Source organism: Algoriphagus aurantiacus (assembly GCF_035156405.1).
GTDB classification, from domain to species: Bacteria; Bacteroidota; Bacteroidia; order Cytophagales; family Cyclobacteriaceae; genus Algoriphagus; species Algoriphagus aurantiacus.
This window is the reverse complement of record NZ_JAXRUT010000009.1, coordinates 82,983-103,585: the sequence shown is the minus strand read 5'-3', so window position 1 is coordinate 103,585 and position 20,603 is coordinate 82,983. Positions and strand designations below refer to the sequence as shown.

The window sequence follows — 20,603 nt, the reverse complement described above, 5'->3', positions numbered from 1 at the left end:
TGCAATGGACGGGATTAATCTCTCAATTTCCCATAGTTAACTGTGCGATATCTCGGGTCAATTTCGTGGGAGAATTGCAGTCACAATTACTCAAACCGACCACATAAACATCTTCTTCAGGCAAGTATACTCCCATGGATTTGAATCCAAAAATGCTGCCTCCATGCTCAAAAGTTAGGGCATCATTCAAAGTGGTAATATGCCATCCATAGCCGTGGTTGATTTTTTCACCATAATTTAAGCTGTAATTCTCAAATGCTTTTTTCGTGGTTTCTTCCTTAAGCAGGGTGTTGTTTTTTAATGCTTCATTCCATTTGAGCATATCGTCCACGGTGGACATTAGCGATCCGGATGAATAAGGTAAACTCAGACTGATGAAGGTCTTATTTACATATTTATCCTTTTGATGGTAGCCGTATGCACGGTTTTCAATGACTTCGGAGTGGCTGGCATATTGAGAGGAGTTCATTTCGAGTTTGTCGAAAATATTATCTTGAATAAATTCAGCATAAGTTTTCCCTGAAAGAACCTCTATGATATATCCCAGAATCACATAACCTGAATTATTGTATTTAAACTCTTCTCCGGGATCAAAATCCATTGGATTCTCCTTGAAAAAATCGATTAATTCTAAAGGCGTAAGATCTTGCCTTTCGATTGCCCGCAGAGACTTCATGACAGTAAAATTTTGATGCCCGAGGTGTGTGTGAGCAAGTGATGAATAGTGATGCTTTTTCCATAAGTAGGGTAGTTGGGGAAGAATTTAGTGATCTCATTATCGAGTTGAAGCTTACCTTGCTCCATTAGCGTCAAAATAGCTATAGCCGTAAACTGTTTGGTCATTGAGCCAATTTCGAAGACGTTACCGGTATTCATTGGGACATTGAGTTCCAAGTTGGCCTGTCCAAAGGCTTTTCTATAAATGGGTTTACCGGCCTTGGCAACCAAAAAAACAGCTCCTGGGCCTTCTGGAGAAAAAGTAGTTTCGAGCAAAGAATCGATCTTAGCTTCCAAGGTTTGAGAATAGACGAGTTGGGTGATTTGCGAAAAAAGGAAAAAAGTAGCAATCAGCAGTTTGCTTAGCGAGTCAAAGTTTTTCATGTGGGGAGTTTGTTGATTATCCCTTGGATGCTGGAATCTGTTATATGGTTACAAAATCAGGTTTAGTTGAACTGGATTTGATATCATTATTACGAAAATGAAGAGTAAATAATATTGAGTTTGAGCAACCTATCGTGTATTTATACCTGTTTTTTACAGCTAAAAATAGTATCATCGCAACACGAATAAACTTAACCCGAATATGATATGAAGAATAAGTTCTTCCTAACTATGGCGACAGCCTTAGCCACCACCATTTCTGTTTCTCAAGCTCAGGACAAACTTAAAAGCATGCCTGGCTATGAGCAATACCAAAAGATTGCTCCCCAAATTAGATCTGCAGTTAAGTCAGGTAGCCTAAATGTGAATTGGGCCGAGGATGGCAAATCCTTCGAATTTGTAGAAGATGGTAAACTTCAGTCCTTTTCTGTCAAAACCAAAAAGATCACAGAACTGGGGGATCCACCAGCTCAGGAGCGAAGAGCTAATAATAGACCTGCCCGAGGCCGTCAGTTCGATTCAGCTGAGTCTCCTGATGGCAAATACAAGGCATTTACCAAAGATCGCAACATGTACCTCAGTGATGCAGATGGTAGCAATGTAATCCCAATTACTACTGATGGTAATGAGGAAAACCAAGTGAAATACGGTATTGCAACTTGGGTTTATGGAGAGGAATTAGGACAAAATACCGCTATGTGGTGGTCCCCAGATGGTAGCAAGATCGCTTTCTACAGATTTGTTGAGAAGGATGTGAAGAAATACTATGTGCTTTTGAATCAACTGAGTTTATATGATTCGCTTGAGATTGAAGCCTATCCTAAAGTAGGAGAGCCCAACCTTCCTGTAGATCTTATGGTCTATGATGTAGCTACCAAAAAGATGACTGAACTGGATATCAGAGATGGCAAGCCTTACAGCGATGGAGATTTAGGTACATATATTTATGACTTGTCTTGGACTCCTGATGGCAAAGAATTGCTTTTCCACAGCACCAATAGACGTCAGAACATTCTTGAACTTCGCGCAGCAAATCCTGAAACTGGCAAAAGCAGAACGGTGATCCGTGAAGAATGGCTTCCAAGTTTCGTGGAGAATTCCCCGGAGATGGAAGTTCTTGCTGATGGGAAGCACTTCATCTGGGCTTCTGAAAGATCAGGTTTTAACAATTACTACCTGTATAATTTTGACGGTACCCTTGTCAATCCCATAACCACTCATCCTTTCGAAGTATCCAATATCGTGAAAGTAGATGAGGATGATAAAATGCTTTATTACTTGGCTCGCAGCGGTGACAATCACATGCTGATGCAGCTTCACCGCGTAAAACTCGATGGTACAAAAGATACCCGATTGACAGATCCGAAATTCAACCATGCTGTGACGATTTCTCCTGAAGGTAAATATTTTGTAGATGTAGCGCAGACTCATGAAATAGCTCCAATTACAAATTTGATGGATGCAAAAGGGAAAGTAGTTGCCGAATTGGCGAAAAGTGACATGAGTAAGTTTGAAGAATTGGGTTTGAAAAAAGTGGAAGTATTCACTTTCACATCAAAAGACGGTGTAACTGAATTGCATGGTATGATTCACTTTCCATCGGATTTTGACTCTACTAAAAAATACCCGGTTATCCTAAGTAACTACGGTGGGCCGGCTACCAACGCTTTCCGTGAGAATTTTGTACTCCCAGACCCATTGACAGAATATGGATTTTTAGTGCTTAACATCGATGGTCGAAATGTGAGAGGACGAGGTAAGAAATTGCTGGATCAGTTGTACGGAAACCTAGGTTTGGTAGAAATGGATGATTTTGCCGAAGGCATCAAATCTCTTCATGACCGCCCATATTTTGATAAAGATAGAGTGGGGGTTTACGGAACTTCATATGGTGGAACTGTGGCGGCTTCAATGTTGCTTAGATTCCCGGAGCTAGTTCATGCGGCAGTTGCAAATTCATCGGTGACCGACTGGAGATTGTACGATAATATCTACACGGAGCGCTTTATGAGCACGCTAGAGAATAACGAGGAAGGTTATAATAGATTCAGCTTAATGAATATGGCTGATCAGCTTGAGGGTGAATTGTTGGTTTTCTTTGGTACTGCGGATAACAATGTACACCCATCCAATTCATTACAATTGATCAAAGCATTTCAGGATGCAGGAAAAAGCATAGAAGTGCAAGTGGCGCCTGATGGAGGCCACACGGCTTTAAACAGAGACCGAATGATGGAGTTTTTCATCGAACATTTGGTGACAGATTACAAGAAAGAAGTTCGTTAATAATGACTTTATTTTAATGCAAAACTACCTACTGGGTGATCGGTAGGTAGTTTTTTTATTAACCACGGTGGTCGCGGAGTGGGGCGCAGAGGTCGCGACTGTCAGGTTGAGCGAAGTTTGCCTTAATTAATGTTTGGCAGGGCAGTCTGGAGACTGCATTACTTTGGGTCCAAGCCTGCCTACCGGTCAGGCAGGTCGTGAGACTTGAACCAGATATGTTTTTTTGGAGAAATCAACTAGAAGAAGCCAAGGGGAAATGCAGGACTACTTGATATTAGTCACGTCAATTTTGAACAATTCAGCAGCATTTTTCCAGAGGATCAATTCCTTTTTTTCTTGAGGTAAGTCCAGATTCTTCATAAAATTCAAATAAGATTTCATAGAAGAAATAGGCCAGTCTGTTCCGTAAAGCAGATACTTTGGATTGCCAGCATAAGTAATCATTTGCTCCAGCTCATGTTTCATCCACTTCTCAAATTTCTCCGAAAAATCACCAAGCACTAATCCAGAAAAATCAGCATGGACATTCTGGTTTTTATAGGTTACTTCCATGCAGTCTTTGATCCAGGGATTACCCACATGACAGATGACAATTTTTAATTCAGGAAAGTCGACCGCCAGATCATCAAGGTGGATAGGGTGGGAATATTTTACCCTTCCTGTGGGAGAATAAGTGTCTCCAGAATGAAACATCACAGGGACGTCAAATTCAATTGCCATGTCATAGACTACCTTCATACGCATATCATTTGGGTAAAATGGTTCGTACCCTGGATAGAGTTTAAGTCCTTTGATTAGACCTGATTCTAAGTATTCAGCTATCTCGCTGAGATCTCTATGATTATAATTCAAGTAGCTGATACCGGCCACTACTCCTAAGTTTTTCCTATGTGAGATAGCCTCGACCACCTTTTTGGTGCTGGGTCTGTGTTCATTGACCTTGTAGGAAGTGAGTACCAAAGAGTAATCCACTTGATTTTCCTCCATAGTTTCAGTCAATTTATTCAGGCAATCTTCCAGCGAAACGACACGGTCTTCATGGTAATTATTGATGTGGGTATGTACGTCTATGATCATGTTTTAAAAATTAGTTCTGGAATAATGTAGCAATTACTCGTCCAAGTGTCAAAAGAAAGAAACATGACTGGAGATGATCTTGTTAACTATATCTGGGTTAAAGTGCCTAAATTCATTTGTCAAGTAGTATTTAGCCATTTGATAAATTGCCCTGCTTATTCATAATTTTTCTTAAAGAGGACAATTTTCCAGCTTTTATGAACTTGATTACTTGTCACAAAACTATTTAATTCTTTTATTAGAAGGGTATTAAACTTCCTCTGTTATGTTTTTTAGAATTGTAATTACTTTTATCGTTTTCCTATCTTTTCATCCCGTTTTTTCTCAGAACCCAACTTTTGATGAAGTTCAGGGAAAATGGTATGCCTCTGACGGGTCCAACATTCTCAAGCTCTTTGTAGCTGACGAGTATGCCTTATTCAATAGTCAGCTGTGGGATATTGATGGATATGAAGAGGGAATGCTGAGCTTATCCAATCAACTTGAAAAAGTGGATGTCAATTTGAATAAACAAGCTAATCACTTAGTTCTGAAATTTAAGGAAGAAGCTTATCCTATAATTTCTACTAAAGTTGTAGATATATCAGACCGAGCAACTGCCTCTACTAATCTTGATGATGATTATTTCCAACGAGGTCAGGTGGTTTTGCAGGGTGTGTTTATACCTGTGGATTCCATGCCACCTACTATTTCGATTATATATAACTACGCATATGCCGATGATCAGAAGAAATTCGTCGCGGATGTTGATAACAAGGGAAGATTTAAAATTATTTACCCATTGGAGAATCCACAAACAGTAATGCTTCAGATTGGTAATTCATTTTTTAGTTATCTAGCAACTCCAGGTGGAAATCAGGCTTTAATTATTGACGAAAGAACATTTTCAGGTTCATGGACTGAAGTTCAGGGGATTGATTTTATGGGATCATTAGCTGTTGAAAATGAGGAATTACGTTTAGTTCGACCAGAGTACATGAAAGTGAGAAAATACTTTGAAAATGACAGTTTGCAGCGAGCCCTAGAGTCTGACGAATACTTGGAATATAGGCTTGAATTGATGGAGTCACACCGTCAATTTTACCAAGAATATTTTGATTCACTTCCCATAAGTGAGGTAGTTAAAGACATGAGTTTCAGGAATACTCGAATCGATGCGGCTGATGATTTGATGCGCTATTCTTGGCTTCACAATCGTCTCAATAAAGAAGGTGTTAAGGGGCCAGCAGATATCTCTGATAAATATGTTGCAAAAGTAAGAAGTTTAGTCTGGGATGAGAAAGAGGAATTATTGGCTGAAAGTTACGCTGATCTAAATCGGGAATTTGCCAAGTCATCCTTAAAAATGGAAAGAGAAAAAATTCAGATGTCTCAAGCAGAAAAAATGTATGATTTTCTCCTTGAAAATGTTTCCTCAGATTCCGGTCAAGTTGCTGTTAAAGCGTGGCACAGAGAGGTATTGGAAAAGAATAGTCTTTCGGATGTGAAGCTTACTAATGCTGAAGCTCTTGAAGTGATGAAGAACAACACACAGATATTAAATTCAATGTACTATTCGACCGTGTGGGATCATTTGGTGCAAAAAGTTACAGATTTTGGAATTTATCAGCGTTCGAGTATTATCTCCACTTTCTTAGATCAAGCATATTTAAGTCATGGGAATGATGTGCCTAATGAAATTCAGGAAAAATTAGAAGAGCTTGATATTCAGCCTCAGGTTTTGGAAGGGATCTATCGTCAAATCGAAGAATTTGAAGCCACGAAAAACTTAAAATTTATAGAAGGAATTGAGATTGCCGCTGCTTCTGATAATATCCTCAGCCAGTTGAAAGAGAAGTACCAAGGAAAGGTAGTTTACGTGGATGTGTGGGCTACCTGGTGTGGACCATGTATATCTGAATTCGGATACATGAAAGAGATAAAGAAAGAAGAACTCAATGATGTGGTTTTCGTCTATCTCTGCGCTCAGTCACCGGAGAAATCCTATGAGCCTATGGTGAAAAAGCATAATCTCATTGGGGACAACTATTTTTTAGATAACGATAGCTACCAAAAGTTTGACAAAGAAGTAGGAATCTCTGGTTTCCCAACTTACATGGTAATCACCAAGGAAGGGAAACTGGTAAGAGAAGGTATCAATCGGCCGAGTTCAGGGGCAACATTGATTAACCAACTAAAGGAATTTGCATCCAGGGAGTAAATTGTACGGCTTAATTTTGTTACTCCACAACCTTCACCAATAACTTCTCACAGACTTTTTCGGAGAGTGTTTCGCTGGGATGATCAGAGTAGCTGACCACAATGCTTTGATCGTAAGCTTCCTTGGAGCGAATTGTCAGCTCAGTACCTAAACTGAGATTTCTGCCATTAAGAAATTCTAAAAATTCAGTGGATGAATTGGTAAGACCGGCAAGTTTAACGAATTGTCCGGCTTTACAATCCGATAAAGTGAGGTAGTTAATCTCTTGAATGCGGCCTTGCTTGTCGGGAATAGGAGAGCCGTGTGGGTCGATGGTAGGGAAGCCCATCATTTCATCCATTCGTTCAAAGAATTTTGGAGCGTGGATATGCTCCACCTGCTCTGCGATTTCGTGTACTTCTTCCCAGCCAAAACCCATTTTATTTACCAAAAACATTTCCGTAAGTCTATGCTTTCGGATGATCAGCGCAGCTTCTTTTTTGCCTTTGGATGTAAGTGCCACAGGTTTATACTTTTCATAGACCACCCATCCATTTTTTTGAAGAGTCTTAACCATACTGTTGACAGTCGGCATACTGACTTGCATCTGATTCGCTAGCTCTGAGATATTGATCTCATTCTTGTCATTTGCTAAGTTGAAAAGTGATTTCAGATAATTTTCTTCAGTCTGTGATGCCATATCCTATTGCTTTAGTATTCAAATATGGTAAAATATTATTTAAAACAATTTTGTTAGAATGATCTAACAATGTAGATTTGTGCTATCTAATTTAAAAACAGACCGAAAAGCATGAGACAGATTTTTACTTTTTTACTCCTTAATTTCTTAATTACTAACAGTCTTTTCAGCCAGAATATGCTTCTGAAAGGGAAAGTTATTTCGAAGGGTGAACCCGTTGAATTTGCCAATGTCTATGTCAAGGGCATGTCCAAAGGAGCAGTCACAGATAGGGATGGAGGCTTTTCAATAGCTATTTCCGAAACTGGTACTTACACTGTTCAGGCATCCATGGTGGGCTTTCAAACTGCACAGAAAGTGGTGAAAATCCCAAGTGAAAAAATGTCAACTTTGGTTTTTGAACTTCAGGAGATGGATGGAGGATTGGATGAAGTCGTAGTAAGTGGGACGATGCAGGAAGTATCAAAACTGGACAGTCCTGTACCTGTAGAAGTGTACAGTGCCAATTTTTTCAGGGCGAATCCCACTCCCTCGATTTTTGAATCACTCCAAAATGTGAATGGAGTTCGCCCACAGATTAACTGCAATGTCTGCAACACAGGAGATATTCACATCAATGGTTTGGAAGGACCATATACCATGGTGTTGATAGACGGAATGCCAATTGTGAGTGGGTTGGCAACGGTTTATGGTTTGACGGGAATTCCCCAGGCGCTGATAGATCGCGTAGAAGTAGTCAAGGGGCCTGCATCTACACTTTATGGATCAGAGGCAGTTGGAGGCTTGATCAATGTCATAACAAAAAAGCCAGAATCTGCTCCCTTGCTGTCCACAGATTTCTTCGCCACTGGCTGGGGAGAAATGAATCTGGATCTCGGCTTACGTTCGAATTGGGGTTCAACTATTCAATCACTTACTGGTGTGAATGCGTTTTATTACGACAATCCTATTGATAATAATGGCGATGGTTTTACAGATGTGACACTTTCGAAAAGGATTTCTTTCTTTCAGAAAATCAATGTACTAAGGCCAGACAATAGACTGCTTACTATGGCAGGAAGATATGTCTATGAAGATCGCTGGGGCGGAGAAATGAACTGGACCACTGCAGATCGTGGAGGTGATGAGGTGTATGGTGAGAGTATATACACCAGTCGATGGGAAGCTTTTGGCACCTGGCAGTTGCCAACTGAGGAGGCTATGAACTTTCAATTTTCGGCAAATGGACACAACCAAAACTCGGTATATGGAACAACAATTTATAAAGCTGATCAATACATAGGTTTTGGACAATTAACTTGGGCCAAAACAGCCCAGAAGCATGGCTTACTACTTGGTTTGGCTTATCGATATACCTATTATGACGATAACACTTCAGCCACTTCTGACCTAATTTCTGACAATAATGCACCCTCAGTAATTCATTTGCCAGGTGCTTTTTTACAAGATGAAATCAAGCTGACTACCAATCAGAGTTTATTACTTGGAGTACGTTATGATTATAATTCCATCCACGGATCTATATTTTCTCCACGTGTAAATTATAAATTAGCTTCAGCTGACAAGAATACAGTCTTTAGGCTTTCGGCAGGAAATGGTTTTCGGGTCGCTAATGTGTTTACCGAGGATCATGCAGCATTGACTGGTGCAAGAGAAGTGATTTTTAAAGAAGAGTTGAAACCTGAACAAAGCTGGAATGTAAATGCCAATCTGGTGAAGAAAATCTATACTGATCAGGGTGCTTTTTTTGGCTTGGATGGTTCTGCATTCTATACCTATTTCACTAATCGTATCATTCCTGACTATGAGACGAATCCAAATCAAATTATTTATGCCAATCTGGATGGCTCGGCAGTTTCGAAGGGAATCTCTCTAAATATTGACGCTGCTTGGGCAAACGGTTTGAATATCACTGCTGGTGGCACACTCATGGATGTGAGTATTGAGGAGGAGGGAATCAGGACCCGTCAGTTGCTTACGGAGCAGTTTTCCGGAGTTTGGTCTGTTGGATATGAGTTTTTCCGATTAGGCCTGACGGTGGATTATACCGGAAATGTCTATAGTCCGATGCGTTTGCCGCTACTTGGTCCCCTGGATGATCGCCCAGCTTATTCTACTTGGTATAGCCTTCAAAATATTCAGCTGACCAAGACTCTGGGTGAAAAATGGGAGATTTATGGAGGGGTGAAAAACCTCTTGAATTTCACACCCCCCGCAAATAGTATTGCTAGAGCATTTGATCCTTTTGATAAAAATGTGGTTTTCTCCCCTGATGGATCTGTAGCCCCCACCCCTGATAATCCTAATGCATTGACTTTTGATCCTACCTATGTTTTTGCTCCAAACCAAGGCATCAGAGGTTTCTTGGGATTTAGATTTAGGATTTCGGATTGAGTACTTGCCACAGAGAATACGAGGGTTTCGCATAGGGAGAATAGATCAAAGGGACTGTGGGGAATATTCATGCTCATTTTAGGCTATGAGAGCTGTGATTTTATAGAGTCAAAACCCAAATACAAAAAAATAAGATCCAGATTTCCCCAGACCTTATTTTAAACATCCGTTGTGAAGGGTTAGATCTTCTCAGTCACTGAACCGCATTTCAGCATTTTTTCTCCGAAATATGGGTTTTTGATTTCTTCAGATAAACTGATCCAGTTCGCTCCCTTATTGCCATTTGCCATCGGGCAATGTTGTAGGAACAGATTCCCAGTTGCTAATTCGCTGTTTTTTGCAAGCTCAATCATTTGATCAGAAAGACTGTTAAATGTTTCACGTTGAATCTCTGGGTCTTTGCTTTCTGCGATTTTTTGTACGTCTACTTTTATTGACTTATACTTTTCTTCAGTCAAAAGAGTCTTCAATTTTTCTGCCTCTCTACTTACTTTTTCGCCGTTAGATTCCACCAATGCATCCTTCACAGCCAAGTAAGCATTGAATATTTGGGTAATTGATTCTTCTTTGAAAGCAATGGTTGCGGTTGCTGCAGTAGTAGGCTGGTTGGATTCTGCTTCGTGCATTTCATGAGTATTCGAATCTTCTGTTAGCGACTGATTTTCAGTTGATTTGCTTGTACAAGCAAGAGAAAGAGCGATTAATAGGATAAAGGTTAAAGGTGTTTTTGAATTTTTCATGATGGTAAATATTTATTTTTTTGGTTTGAATTTTTTCTTTTTAGTCATATAAAACAAGGTGAAGCCTGAACCTACTGCAGCCAACCCTGCTAGGGAAAATATTCGCAGTAAAAGGTTGTTGAAATTATCCCTTCCAGCATAATCCATGGTGTGAAACATCCAGAGGAAGTCAAACCAGCGCCAAGCTCTGTGTCTGACTTTGGTGAATTGTCCACTTTTGGCATCCACATAAGCCACTAGGTTTTCAGGATGTTCAAAGTGAATAGCCCAGACGGGTAGGGCAGACTCTCGGTATTCATGATGAGCTCCTGTCTCTGTCAGATATTCCATTTTCTTGATTTGTAGATCCTCTTTGACATAGATCTGCGCTATTTCTTTAGCCTCTGCTTCGGAAATCCCATGATGAAGACTTCCGGTTTCAGCATCAAATAATATACTTTCATTCACCCAGTAGTAAGGTTTGTGATTTACAAACCTTAGTTCAAGCGTAGCTATCATTAGTGTAGAGTCTAGCTTGTTTATATCGATCAGGTCTTTGGCATATTCATGCATTATATGTTCCGTACGGAAATGATCGCCATGGATTTCATCAATATCTGTCCAGCTAAAATAGAGTCCGGAAATAGTCCAGAAGATGAATTGAACTCCTATAAACACACCTAGAAATCTATGGATTCTGCGTGCGTAGTATTGCTTATTTTTCAGCATTTAGTCTAGATATTTCAAGCTTTCAATTTAGTAGATAGTTTTGGTGACTTCACCACAAGTAAGCATTGCCTGACCAAAGTATGGGTTGACAACTTTTTCCTCCAAACTCAGCCAATCCGCCCCTCTATTGCTATCTGCCATAGGACAATGCTGCACGTGTATTTTGGATGATAATGGTTTGAAGTTTTCTGCTATTCCAAGCATTTCATCAGATATAGAAAGGAAGGATTTTCTGATTTCCCCTAAATCTTTTTGGGACTTAATATGAGCCAGAGCAGCTTTGATTTTTGTCTCATATTTCATCCAATCCGTGTGTGCATTACCTTGGAATTCAGACATGTTTACTTGTCCCAAAGAGGCTAGCATATCATTCGCGCTGGATTTAGATTCTGCCAAATCATCATTAGTCAATGCATCTTTCAGCTTGAAATAAGTATCAAAAACTGGCTTCAGTGCATCCTTGGCTTTGTCAGAAACTCCTACATTTCCAGCAGAAGTCTGACTGGTTGTTTCCTGGTTTTTTCCCGTCATGCCCCCATGGTTATGGCCTGTCATCCCAGCACTGCCATCTGGAGACATCATGCTAGGCTTTCCAGCCAGTTGGGCAGCAGCATCGATGCTAAAAGTGCCATTTATAGCGATTTCTTCCCCAGATTCTAAACCTGAAGTAATGATATATTCTGATCCCAATGATGCGCCAAGCGTCACTTCACGAAGTTGAAAAGTCACAGCTTGATTAGTCACATTTTTCACATAAGCCACCGAGCGAGTTCCGGTCCACATCACAGCCGTTTTTGGCACCACAATGCTATCGTCTTTTGATGACCCTTTACTTACTACTTCTCCGGATACAAACATTTCAGGTTTGAATTTTAGATTAGGATTGCCTAGTTCTAACCGGGCTTTTGCCACTCGGGTGCTGGGATCAATGACTGGGTCTATGTAGGTTAATTTGCCTGTGAATGTCTCTCCGGGAAGTGATTTTACTGTGAATTGGATTACATCACCTTTTTTAATCCATTGCAACTCGGATTCATAAATGTCAAACAATACCCAAACATTACTGAGGTCTGCTATCTGGTAAATGGGTTCTCCACGTTGCACATAATCTCCCAAATTGACCATTTTGTCAGTGACATATCCAGAAACATTGGCAAGGATGGGAATCTGTTCGGTTACCTTTCCAGTAGTTAAAATCTCTTCAATTTGAGCATCAGTTAACTTCCAATTTCTGAGTTTATCTTTGGCTGCATTAAAAAGTGCCGGCTGAGTTTCCTTGATTTTTTGAGTCTGTAACAATTCTTCTTGAGCAGTGGCAAGTTCAGGAGAATAAATCTGTCCGAGAACTTGTCCTTTATTGACGTATTCTCCTGTGAAATTGACTGCTAGCTTCTCTATCCTACCTGGAATATGGGCAGACTGGGTGTAGTTGTAACGTTCGTCTGCCTGTATTTTACCACTTAGTCGAATGGATTTATCAGCAGAGGAATTCCCGACAATCATCGTTTGAACCCCTGCCAATTGCATCGCAGTAGGAGACATCGCAATGGACATAGGATCCGTAGTTTCTGATTCACTTTCTAAGGGAATTAAATCCATTCCACATATTGGACAGTCACCAGGTTCGTTTTGTCGAATCTGAGGGTGCATGGAGCAGGTGTAAGTGACCGGGATTCCAGCAATAGACTCCACATGGTTATGTTCTTCAGTTTCCTCTGATAACTCCGAAGAAGGCTTAATCAGCCAACCGATTGTAAGTCCTACTACCAAAGCGATAGCAATCAGGACGAATTTGTTTTTGAGTATATTTTTCATCTAGGATTTTATTTGTCTTTTTAATAGCTGAGCATTTAGGGCTACAATGACCGTACTCAGGCTCATTAGCGCTGCACCAATGGCCGGGCTAAGGATTATTCCTGCTCCTGCCAGTACACCGGCAGCCAGTGGAACGGCCACAATATTGTAGCCTGCTGCCCACCAGATGTTCTGCATCATCTTTTTATAAGTAGCCGTACCGAATAGAATGAGATTAGCTATGTCTTTTGGATTGCTATTGACCAAAATGATGTCTGCCGTTTCCGCAGCCACATCGGTACCGGAGCCCACTGCTATTCCTACATTTGCCTGTGCCAGAGCAGGGGCGTCATTGACACCATCTCCTGTCATGGCCACGAATTCACCTTTTTCTTGAAGATCCTTGATGATCTTCTGCTTGTCTTCTGGCAATACTTCAGCGAAGTAGCCATCCAATTCAAGTGCTTCACTTACAGCTTTTCCTACTCTTTCATTGTCACCAGTAGCCATTAGGACTTTAATTCCCTGCTTTTTCAAGGTTTGAATTGCTTCTAATGATTCCTCTCTGATTTCGTCGGCAAGGGCTATATATCCAATTAGATTTCCTTCGGAAAGTACAAAGACGACCGTCTCATCTTCTGACTTAAAGGCTCCTTTTGGTTGTTCAATTCCTTCTTTTTTCAAGCTGCCGGGACTGACTATGGAAAATTCCTTGCCTTCAAGTTTTGCCTGTATGCCTCTTCCTGTGATGTTTTTAAAATCTTCAGGGTCGCTTAGTTTTAAATCCAATTCTTTGGCTTTTCTGACAATTCCCGCAGCAATCGGATGTTCAGAGACATTTTCCAGTGAAGCAGCTAAACGAAGCAATTCATTTGCATCGATTGTATCAACAATAGATTCATATCTGGTCACTCCAAATTCTCCTTTGGTAAGAGTTCCTGTTTTGTCAAATATGATTGTGGTTAATTTTCTCGAATTTTCAAATGCGGTGCGATTCCGAATCAATAGGCCATGCTTTGCTGAAACTGAAGTGGAAATTGCAACGACCAAAGGCACAGCCAATCCTAAGGCATGTGGACATGAAATAATCATCACCGTCACCATTCGTTCCAAGGCATAATTAAATTCTTTGCCCAGGCTTAACCATACAATTAAGGTAATTATACCTGCGGCCAGAGCAATGTAAAAAAGCCAACCTGCAGCACGGTCTGCAAGATTTTGGGATTTGGATTTGGTCTGTTGTGCCGCTGTGACCAATCCAATTACTTTAGATAAATAGGAGTCGTCGCCAGTATGCCTAACTTGGATTTTAAGTGCTCCATTATCATTAATAGAACCACCTATCACTTCATAGTCTTTATGTTTTTCCACAGGCTTGGATTCTCCTGTAAGCATGGATTCATTCACATGGCTGCTTCCCTCTACTATTACTCCGTCAGCAGGTATTTTCTCTCCAGGCCTAACCTGAATCGTATCCCCTTCTTGAAGATCTGTGATAGGCACATCTTCAGTTTCACCGTTTGATTTCACTCTTCTGGCCTCCGACGGCATCATTTGGGCGAGTTCCTGTAAAGCATTGCTGGCACCCATTACTGATTTCATTTCTATCCAGTGTCCCAACAGCATGATGTCGATCAGACTGACCAACTCCCAGAAAAATATCTTACCTGATAGTCCAAAGACCACAGCCGAACTATAGAAATAAGCTACTGAAATCGCTAGGGCAATGAGTGTCATCATTCCCGGTGATTTTTTCTTAAGCTCATCTACTAATCCCTTAAGAAATGGCCAACCTCCATAAAAGAAAACTAGGGTGGATAGCCCAAACTGAACATAACGGTCCCCATTGTAGCTGAATTCATAACCAACTAATTCCTGAATCATCGGGGCCATTACGAGTATAGGCAAGGTAATAACCATCGAGACCCAAAATCTTTTTTTGAAATCGGCAATCATGTGCTTATGGTGCATTGTATGGTCATGATGACCATTTTTATCCTTGCTGTCCATTTTGGACATATCATGGGATTTATGTTTGTCGTGCTGATTTGAGTGCTCCATAATTAAAGAGGTTATTAAAGGTTTCTTATTCTGAATCTTGAAGTCTTTTGATCATTCCCTGCATCTGCGCTATCTCTTTCTTTTGAGCTTCAATGATATCTTTTGCCAGTTGTTGAGCTTCTGGGTCATTTAGATGAGCCGATTGACTGACCATTATCGCTGAAGAGTGGTGTGGGATCATTGCTTTCATCCATTGAATATCAGAGATTAAAGTTTGATTTCTGAGCATGGTCAAGGTGCCTAAAAATAGAATTACTGCAGTCCCGAGAATAAGATAATTTGCTTTCTTGTTTTCATACATCCCCCACATGAAAAGTATCATAGAGATAGCCATCGGAGCAATCATCAATAAAGTCATGTAGGTTCGGGTAGTACTCAGCATGACATGCTCGAATAGGTCTGCGTTTAAAAACATTACTGCATACATGATGACGAAAGAAATAGCCATCATTGCGGAGAATTTTAGATAATTGTTATTTTTCATAGTAGTATTCTTTAGCGGTTAAGTAATTAAGTTGTGCCTCTGCGGTATAGAATGCCACTGCTGCTTTGGCCTTCATTTTTTTATACTCCAACAATTGTTGTTGCAGTCGTAATACTTCTTCAAAGTCCTTTCCTGAATTCGAGTAAGCCTGATACAATAATTCCAGCGTTTGTTCGCTTGTTTGTATCTGCCGATCATAGGAGGCAATTAAGTCAAGCTGAATTTCCATTTCTACTTTGAATCTGTAGAAAGAGCCATAGAGCTGATTTGAGATGTTTTGTTTTTCGGCTTGATAGGATTCAGCAAGTAGTTCGGCCTCTTTTTTAGCTCCATCGTATTTGCCCCGGAAAATAGGAATGCTCATTGTGACCATTGGCATAAAGACATTTTTACCATTATCTGGTAGTGTCATGTCTTTTCTTTCATCCACAATGACATAATCTACTCCTGCACCTAGCTTAGGCAATCCCTGCTTAGTTGCCAGTTCTTTGCTGAGTTCACTGGCTTTGATTTTTAGATTTATATTTTCCAGGAGAGGATTGTTCTGAATGGAGTCAAGTGAAACTTGCGTAGGGGAGTTTGGTATAACAAGTCTTTCTGCAAATTCAATCGGTGAATCATAGGCTCTTCCAAGTAACGAGTTAAGCCAGGCACTTGAAGATTGAATTTTCTGATTTAGCACCTCCAAATTGGTTCCAGAGCTGGTTTTCATGATTTCCACTCGAAGTGCATCCGCTAATGATCCAATTCCATTTTCAAATTTTGAAGTTGCAATGGATTTGTAGGTAGTAAGAATTTGGAGATTCTCTTCTTCGATTTCAATCAGTTCATTCGTTTCCAAAAGGGGATAATACACTGCTGAAATTTGACTATAAAGCATGTTTCGTGCGTCCAAAAATTCTTGGTATTTAGCCTCTGCTAGCACAGTGGACATATCGCCCTGAGTGCGGAGTGTCCCAAACCAGGGAAACATCTGCGTGAGAGAGAATCGCATGCGTTGTGGACCAACTCTGGTTTCTACCGGAGAGATAAAATATCCAAATGACAGGTTTGGATCGGCTAGCGCATTCGCTTGCGGAATCTTTTGCATAGCAGCTTCAAAAGCTTTGTATTTTGCTTTCAGCCCTGGATTACTTTCGGCGGCGATCTGGAAATAGTTTTCCAAAGTTTGCGCTGATCCATAGAAGTTCAGTAGCAATCCTAGCATTATAGAGAATACGATGACTTTCATGCTGTTTGATTTTTAAGTTTTCGCTCTTCCCGTATTGAATACAACACAGGGACAATAAAGTAGGTGATAGCTGCAACGATCATCCCTCCGAAGGCAGGAATAGCCATTGGAATCATGATGTCAGATCCTCGACCGGAGGAAGTGAGAATTGGAAGCAAAGCGATGATTGTAGTCGCTGAGGTCATAATAGCAGGCTTGATCCTACGCTGACCAGCTTCGACAATTGCCAGTCTAATACCTTTTAGATTATCAGTCTTATTGCGCTTAAAACTCTGGTCCAAATAAGTAGCCATGAGTACTCCATCATCGGTCGCTATACCAAACAAAGCGATGAATCCTACCCAGACCGCAACACTCAAATTAATGGTATGTATTTGGAAGAGGTCTCTGAAATTTGTTCCAAAAAGACTGAAATCTCCAAACCATCCTTGTCCATAAAGCCAGAGTGTAATAAATCCACCGCTGAAAGCCATGGCGATTCCGGTAAAGACCATCAACGATGTAGTTACCGATCGGAATTGGAAATAGAGGATCAGGAATATGATAAACAATACCAAAGGAACAATTACACCCAGCCGTTTTTCAGCGCGGACTTGATTTTCATAACTTCCAGAAAACTTAAAAGTGACACCTGCTGGCACTTCCAGTTCTCCGGCATCAATTTTACTTTGGATTAGGTTTCTAGCATCTTCGACAACTGTAACTTCTGAGAAACCATCTTTTTTATCAAAAAGCACATAGCCCACCAAAAATGTTTCTTCACTTTTGATAGCTTGAGGCCCCTTTAAATATTCAAAATCTACGATTTGGCTAAGTTGGATTTGGGTGCCAGTAGGAGTTGGGATCAATATTTTTCCCATAGATTCCGGATCGTCACGTAGCTCCCTCGGGTAGCGGACACGAACAGGGAACCGCTCCCTTCCTTCCACAGTGGTAGTGATTTTCATCCCTCCGATTGCAGTTTCAATTACAGCTTGCACGTCTTCAATGCTTAGACCATATCGTGCTATTTGCTCCCGATTTATATTTAGATGTAAGTATGGCTTACCCACGATTCGATCAGCAAAGACAGCTTCGGTTTTTACCGAGGGCACCTGTTTGAGTATGTTTTCTACCTGAATGCCAAAATCCTCAATAGTTTGTAAGTTTGGGCCGTATACTTTCATGCCCATGGGAGCCCGCATGCCAGTCTGTAGCATGACCAGTCGAGTTTCTATTGGTTGTAATTTTGGAGCCGAAGTGATTCCTGGGATTTTGGTGACAGCAACAATTTCATTCCAAATATCATCAGGAGATTTAATATGCTCCCGCCAGTTTCTATAGTACATGCCACCTTCATCTGCAATAAGTTGAGATAGCGGAATTTGCTGTATAAGCGCATTAGTATTGGAGATCGTGTCACCAGTAGTAAGAATGAATCTGTTGTCCTTATTTACTTTGAACCGCTGTCTATGCCCTTTTTCATTTAGTAAGTATTCAGGCTTATAGTTGATCACATTCTCATACATTGAAATGGGAGCAGGATCCAGTGCCGTTTCAGCTCTGCCAAGTTTACCCACGCTTAGATCAACTTCCGGTATATTGGTCAATAGCATGTCTAGTTGGCCAATGACTTTTCGGTTGTAAGCTATTCCCGAATGCGGCATGGCTGTAGGCATTAGCAAAAAGCTTCCCTCATTCAGAGAAGGCATGAATTCCTTTTGCATTCCAGGAAAAGTATGAGCCAATCCGGACCAAGCCTTCGTGTCCTGAATATTCCAACCAACGGTATTTGTAGCCTTACGGATCACGCTAAAGGTACTGTTGAAGCCAATCCAAATCATTGTCCCAAACAGAATGATGATTGCTGGAATAGTCAAAAAAGCTCCTTTGTGATCAAGACACCAGGTCAGCACTTTCTTATAGTTGTATTCCAACAGAATAAATGCACCAAGAATAAGACTGACCAACAATGCAACAAATACAAAGTTGAGCAAGGTGGATTTACTAGCGCCAAGAGGTAGCCAGTAGCCTGCCAGTAACCAAAGCACACCAGCGATGACTACGATAATTTCCAGATTTGCATAAATGGATTTAAATCTACCAGGAATGCTGATTTTCCTGTACGCTACATATTCTCGCATCAATGCTATTCCTGCAAGGAAAATCAGTAAGCTACCTGCCCAAATAAAACCGAAGAAAAGTGAAACAATTCCACAAAGGATGAGCAAGCTATTTCCAGCTCTTCTGTATTTAGGATTACTAATCTTAAAACCAAAAAATGTATGTGCAATGCTCGGAAGTATAAGAAGAGACACGATTAAAGCTGCGATTAATGCAAAGGATTTGGTATAAGCCAAAGGCCCGAACAGCTTTCCCTCAGCAGCTTCCATGGTGAATACCGGTACAAAACTTACAATTGTGGTGGAAACTGCAGTAAGAATTGCACTAGACACTTCAGATGATCCATTATAGATGGTAGTGATCAGTTTCTGCCCAGGTGGTGCTTCGTCAATATGCTTAATGATGTTTTCGGAAAGTATAATTCCCAAATCCACCATCGTACCAATGGCAATGGCTATTCCTGAAAGTGCCACAATATTGGCGTCTACACCAAAATATCGCATTGCAATGAATACCATCAGAATAGCAATAGGCAATAGGCTTGAAATAAGGATGGAGGCTCTTAGATTATAAACCATTACGATCACCACTAGAATAGTTATCAATATTTCCAAGGACAGCGCTTCTTCCAATGTTCCTAGGGTTTCTTGAATCAGAGTTGATCGGTCATAGAATGGAACAATCGTCAGTTGACTGACTCTGCCATCTGCTAGTGTTTTTTTAGGTAGTCCAGGTGCGATTTCAGCTATTTTCTCTTTTACCTGATTGATAACTTTCAATGGGTTCGAGCCATATCTGGCCACAACTACTCCGCCTACTACTTCGGCACCATCCTTATCCAAGAGTCCTCTTCTGGTTGCCGGGCCTAAGCTGACTACTGCTATGTCTTTGATACGAATAGGGACATTATCTTGCACGGCTACTACCGCAAGTTCCAGATCTTCTATGGATTTGACATAGCCCAATCCACGAACTAAATATTCGGCTTGATTGATTTCAATTGTCTTGGCACCCACGTCACGGTTGGATTGCTTTACAGCCATCATTACTTTAGTCAGGGGGATATCATAGGCCTTTAAGGCGTCTGGATTTACATCTACCTGATATTCCTGCACAAAACCTCCAATAGAAGCTACCTCGGAAACACCTTCAACGGCGTTCAATCCATATTTTACAAAGAAATCTTGCACAGTTCTTATTTCATGCAGATCCCATCCGCCAGTTGGATTGCCTGTTTGATCTCGTCCTTCCAGCGTATACCAATAAACTTGACCAAGAGCAGTGGCATCAGGTCCTAATCCAGGTTGAACTTCATCAGGAAGTAGACCGGCAGGAAGTGAATTGAGTTTCTCAAGAATTCGGGATCGAGACCAATAGAACTCTGTCTCCTCGTTGAAGATGATGTAGATACTTGAAAATCCGAAAATAGACGAGCTACGTATTGATTTAACACCGGGAACTCCCAATAAATAAGTAGTGAGCGGATATGAGATCTGATCTTCTATGTCTTGAGGCGATCTCCCAGGCCATTGGGTAAATACGATTTGTTGGTTTTCACCGATATCAGGGATGGCATCCACAGGGACTGGATCGGAAGGCAGAGCCCCAACTTTCCATCCAAATGGAGCTGTCACTATTCCCCACATTACTATTAGTAAAATGAGTAAAACTGTAACAAGTTTGTTTTCAAGAAAAAACTTGATGATTGAGTTTAGCATGATTTAATCCTGGAAAAAAGAAACACT

The 20,603-nt window shown here is 40.7% G+C and carries 14 protein-coding genes; 3 read left to right on the top strand and 11 right to left on the bottom strand.

The genetic code is table 11. From position 1 onward, the window contains the following. Nucleotides 1-22: 22 nt before the first annotated feature. Both SYJ56_RS11100 and SYJ56_RS11095 read right to left on the bottom strand, forming a co-directional pair. The gene (locus SYJ56_RS11100; protein ID WP_323834164.1) at nt 23-676 is read right to left on the bottom strand and encodes a serine hydrolase domain-containing protein; all 654 of its coding nucleotides are present in this window, start codon (nt 674-676) and stop codon (nt 23-25) included. Next, entirely contained in the window at nt 673-1,101 is a 429-nt protein-coding gene (locus SYJ56_RS11095) for a serine hydrolase domain-containing protein (RefSeq protein WP_323834163.1), read from the bottom strand. The genes SYJ56_RS11100 and SYJ56_RS11095 overlap by 4 nt, the downstream gene beginning before the upstream one ends. A gap of 207 nt (nt 1,102-1,308) precedes the next feature. On the opposite strand from SYJ56_RS11095, the gene SYJ56_RS11090 reads away from it, so the two are divergent. Next, nucleotides 1,309-3,387, top strand: coding sequence for a S9 family peptidase (locus tag SYJ56_RS11090; RefSeq protein WP_323834162.1), 2,079 nt, complete (start codon nt 1,309-1,311; stop codon nt 3,385-3,387). Between the two features lie 264 nt (nt 3,388-3,651). Here SYJ56_RS11090 and SYJ56_RS11085 read toward each other — a convergent pair whose 3' ends face one another. Then, entirely contained in the window at nt 3,652-4,464 is an 813-nt protein-coding gene (locus SYJ56_RS11085; RefSeq protein WP_323834161.1) for an amidohydrolase family protein, read from the bottom strand. Nucleotides 4,465-4,729: 265 nt separating this feature from the next. On the opposite strand from SYJ56_RS11085, the gene SYJ56_RS11080 reads away from it, so the two are divergent. Beyond that, nucleotides 4,730-6,664 carry a TlpA family protein disulfide reductase gene (locus SYJ56_RS11080; RefSeq protein WP_323834160.1) on the top strand — a complete coding sequence of 645 codons (1,935 nt, stop codon included), beginning with the start codon at nt 4,730-4,732 and terminating at the stop codon, nt 6,662-6,664. Between the two features lie 19 nt (nt 6,665-6,683). On the opposite strand, the gene SYJ56_RS11075 is transcribed toward SYJ56_RS11080, so the two are convergent. Next, the gene (locus SYJ56_RS11075) at nt 6,684-7,343 is read right to left on the bottom strand and encodes a metal-dependent transcriptional regulator (protein ID WP_323834159.1); all 660 of its coding nucleotides are present in this window, start codon (nt 7,341-7,343) and stop codon (nt 6,684-6,686) included. 111 nt (nt 7,344-7,454) lie between these two features. Here SYJ56_RS11075 and SYJ56_RS11070 point away from each other — a divergent pair, with 111 nt between their 5' ends. Beyond that, entirely contained in the window at nt 7,455-9,737 is a 2,283-nt protein-coding gene (locus SYJ56_RS11070; protein ID WP_323834158.1) for a TonB-dependent receptor, read from the top strand. A gap of 179 nt (nt 9,738-9,916) precedes the next feature. Here SYJ56_RS11070 and SYJ56_RS11065 read toward each other — a convergent pair whose 3' ends face one another. From SYJ56_RS11065 to SYJ56_RS11035, 7 genes are read right to left on the bottom strand one after another with little or no spacing between them, the layout of a single operon-like run. Beyond that, nucleotides 9,917-10,477 carry a DUF3347 domain-containing protein gene (locus SYJ56_RS11065; protein WP_323834157.1) on the bottom strand — a complete coding sequence of 187 codons (561 nt, stop codon included), beginning with the start codon at nt 10,475-10,477 and terminating at the stop codon, nt 9,917-9,919. 12 nt (nt 10,478-10,489) lie between these two features. Continuing rightward, on the bottom strand, nt 10,490-11,185 hold the full coding sequence (locus tag SYJ56_RS11060) for a PepSY domain-containing protein (protein ID WP_323834156.1): 696 nt from the start codon (nt 11,183-11,185) through the stop codon (nt 10,490-10,492). Between the two features lie 27 nt (nt 11,186-11,212). Next, the gene (locus tag SYJ56_RS11055) at nt 11,213-13,000 is read right to left on the bottom strand and encodes an efflux RND transporter periplasmic adaptor subunit (protein WP_323834155.1); all 1,788 of its coding nucleotides are present in this window, start codon (nt 12,998-13,000) and stop codon (nt 11,213-11,215) included. Beyond that, nucleotides 13,001-15,040 carry a copper-translocating P-type ATPase gene (locus SYJ56_RS11050; protein ID WP_323834154.1) on the bottom strand — a complete coding sequence of 680 codons (2,040 nt, stop codon included), beginning with the start codon at nt 15,038-15,040 and terminating at the stop codon, nt 13,001-13,003. 25 nt (nt 15,041-15,065) lie between these two features. Continuing rightward, nucleotides 15,066-15,524 (bottom strand): DUF305 domain-containing protein, encoded by a 459-nt coding sequence (locus tag SYJ56_RS11045; protein WP_323834153.1) that lies wholly within the window; start codon nt 15,522-15,524, stop codon nt 15,066-15,068. Then, entirely contained in the window at nt 15,514-16,755 is a 1,242-nt protein-coding gene (locus tag SYJ56_RS11040; RefSeq protein WP_323834152.1) for a TolC family protein, read from the bottom strand. Before SYJ56_RS11040 ends, SYJ56_RS11045 begins: the two co-directional genes overlap by 11 nt. After that, complete coding sequence (locus tag SYJ56_RS11035; protein ID WP_323834151.1) at nt 16,752-20,576, bottom strand: efflux RND transporter permease subunit; 3,825 nt, start codon at nt 20,574-20,576, stop codon at nt 16,752-16,754. Before SYJ56_RS11035 ends, SYJ56_RS11040 begins: the two co-directional genes overlap by 4 nt. Nucleotides 20,577-20,603: the final 27 nt, after the last annotated feature.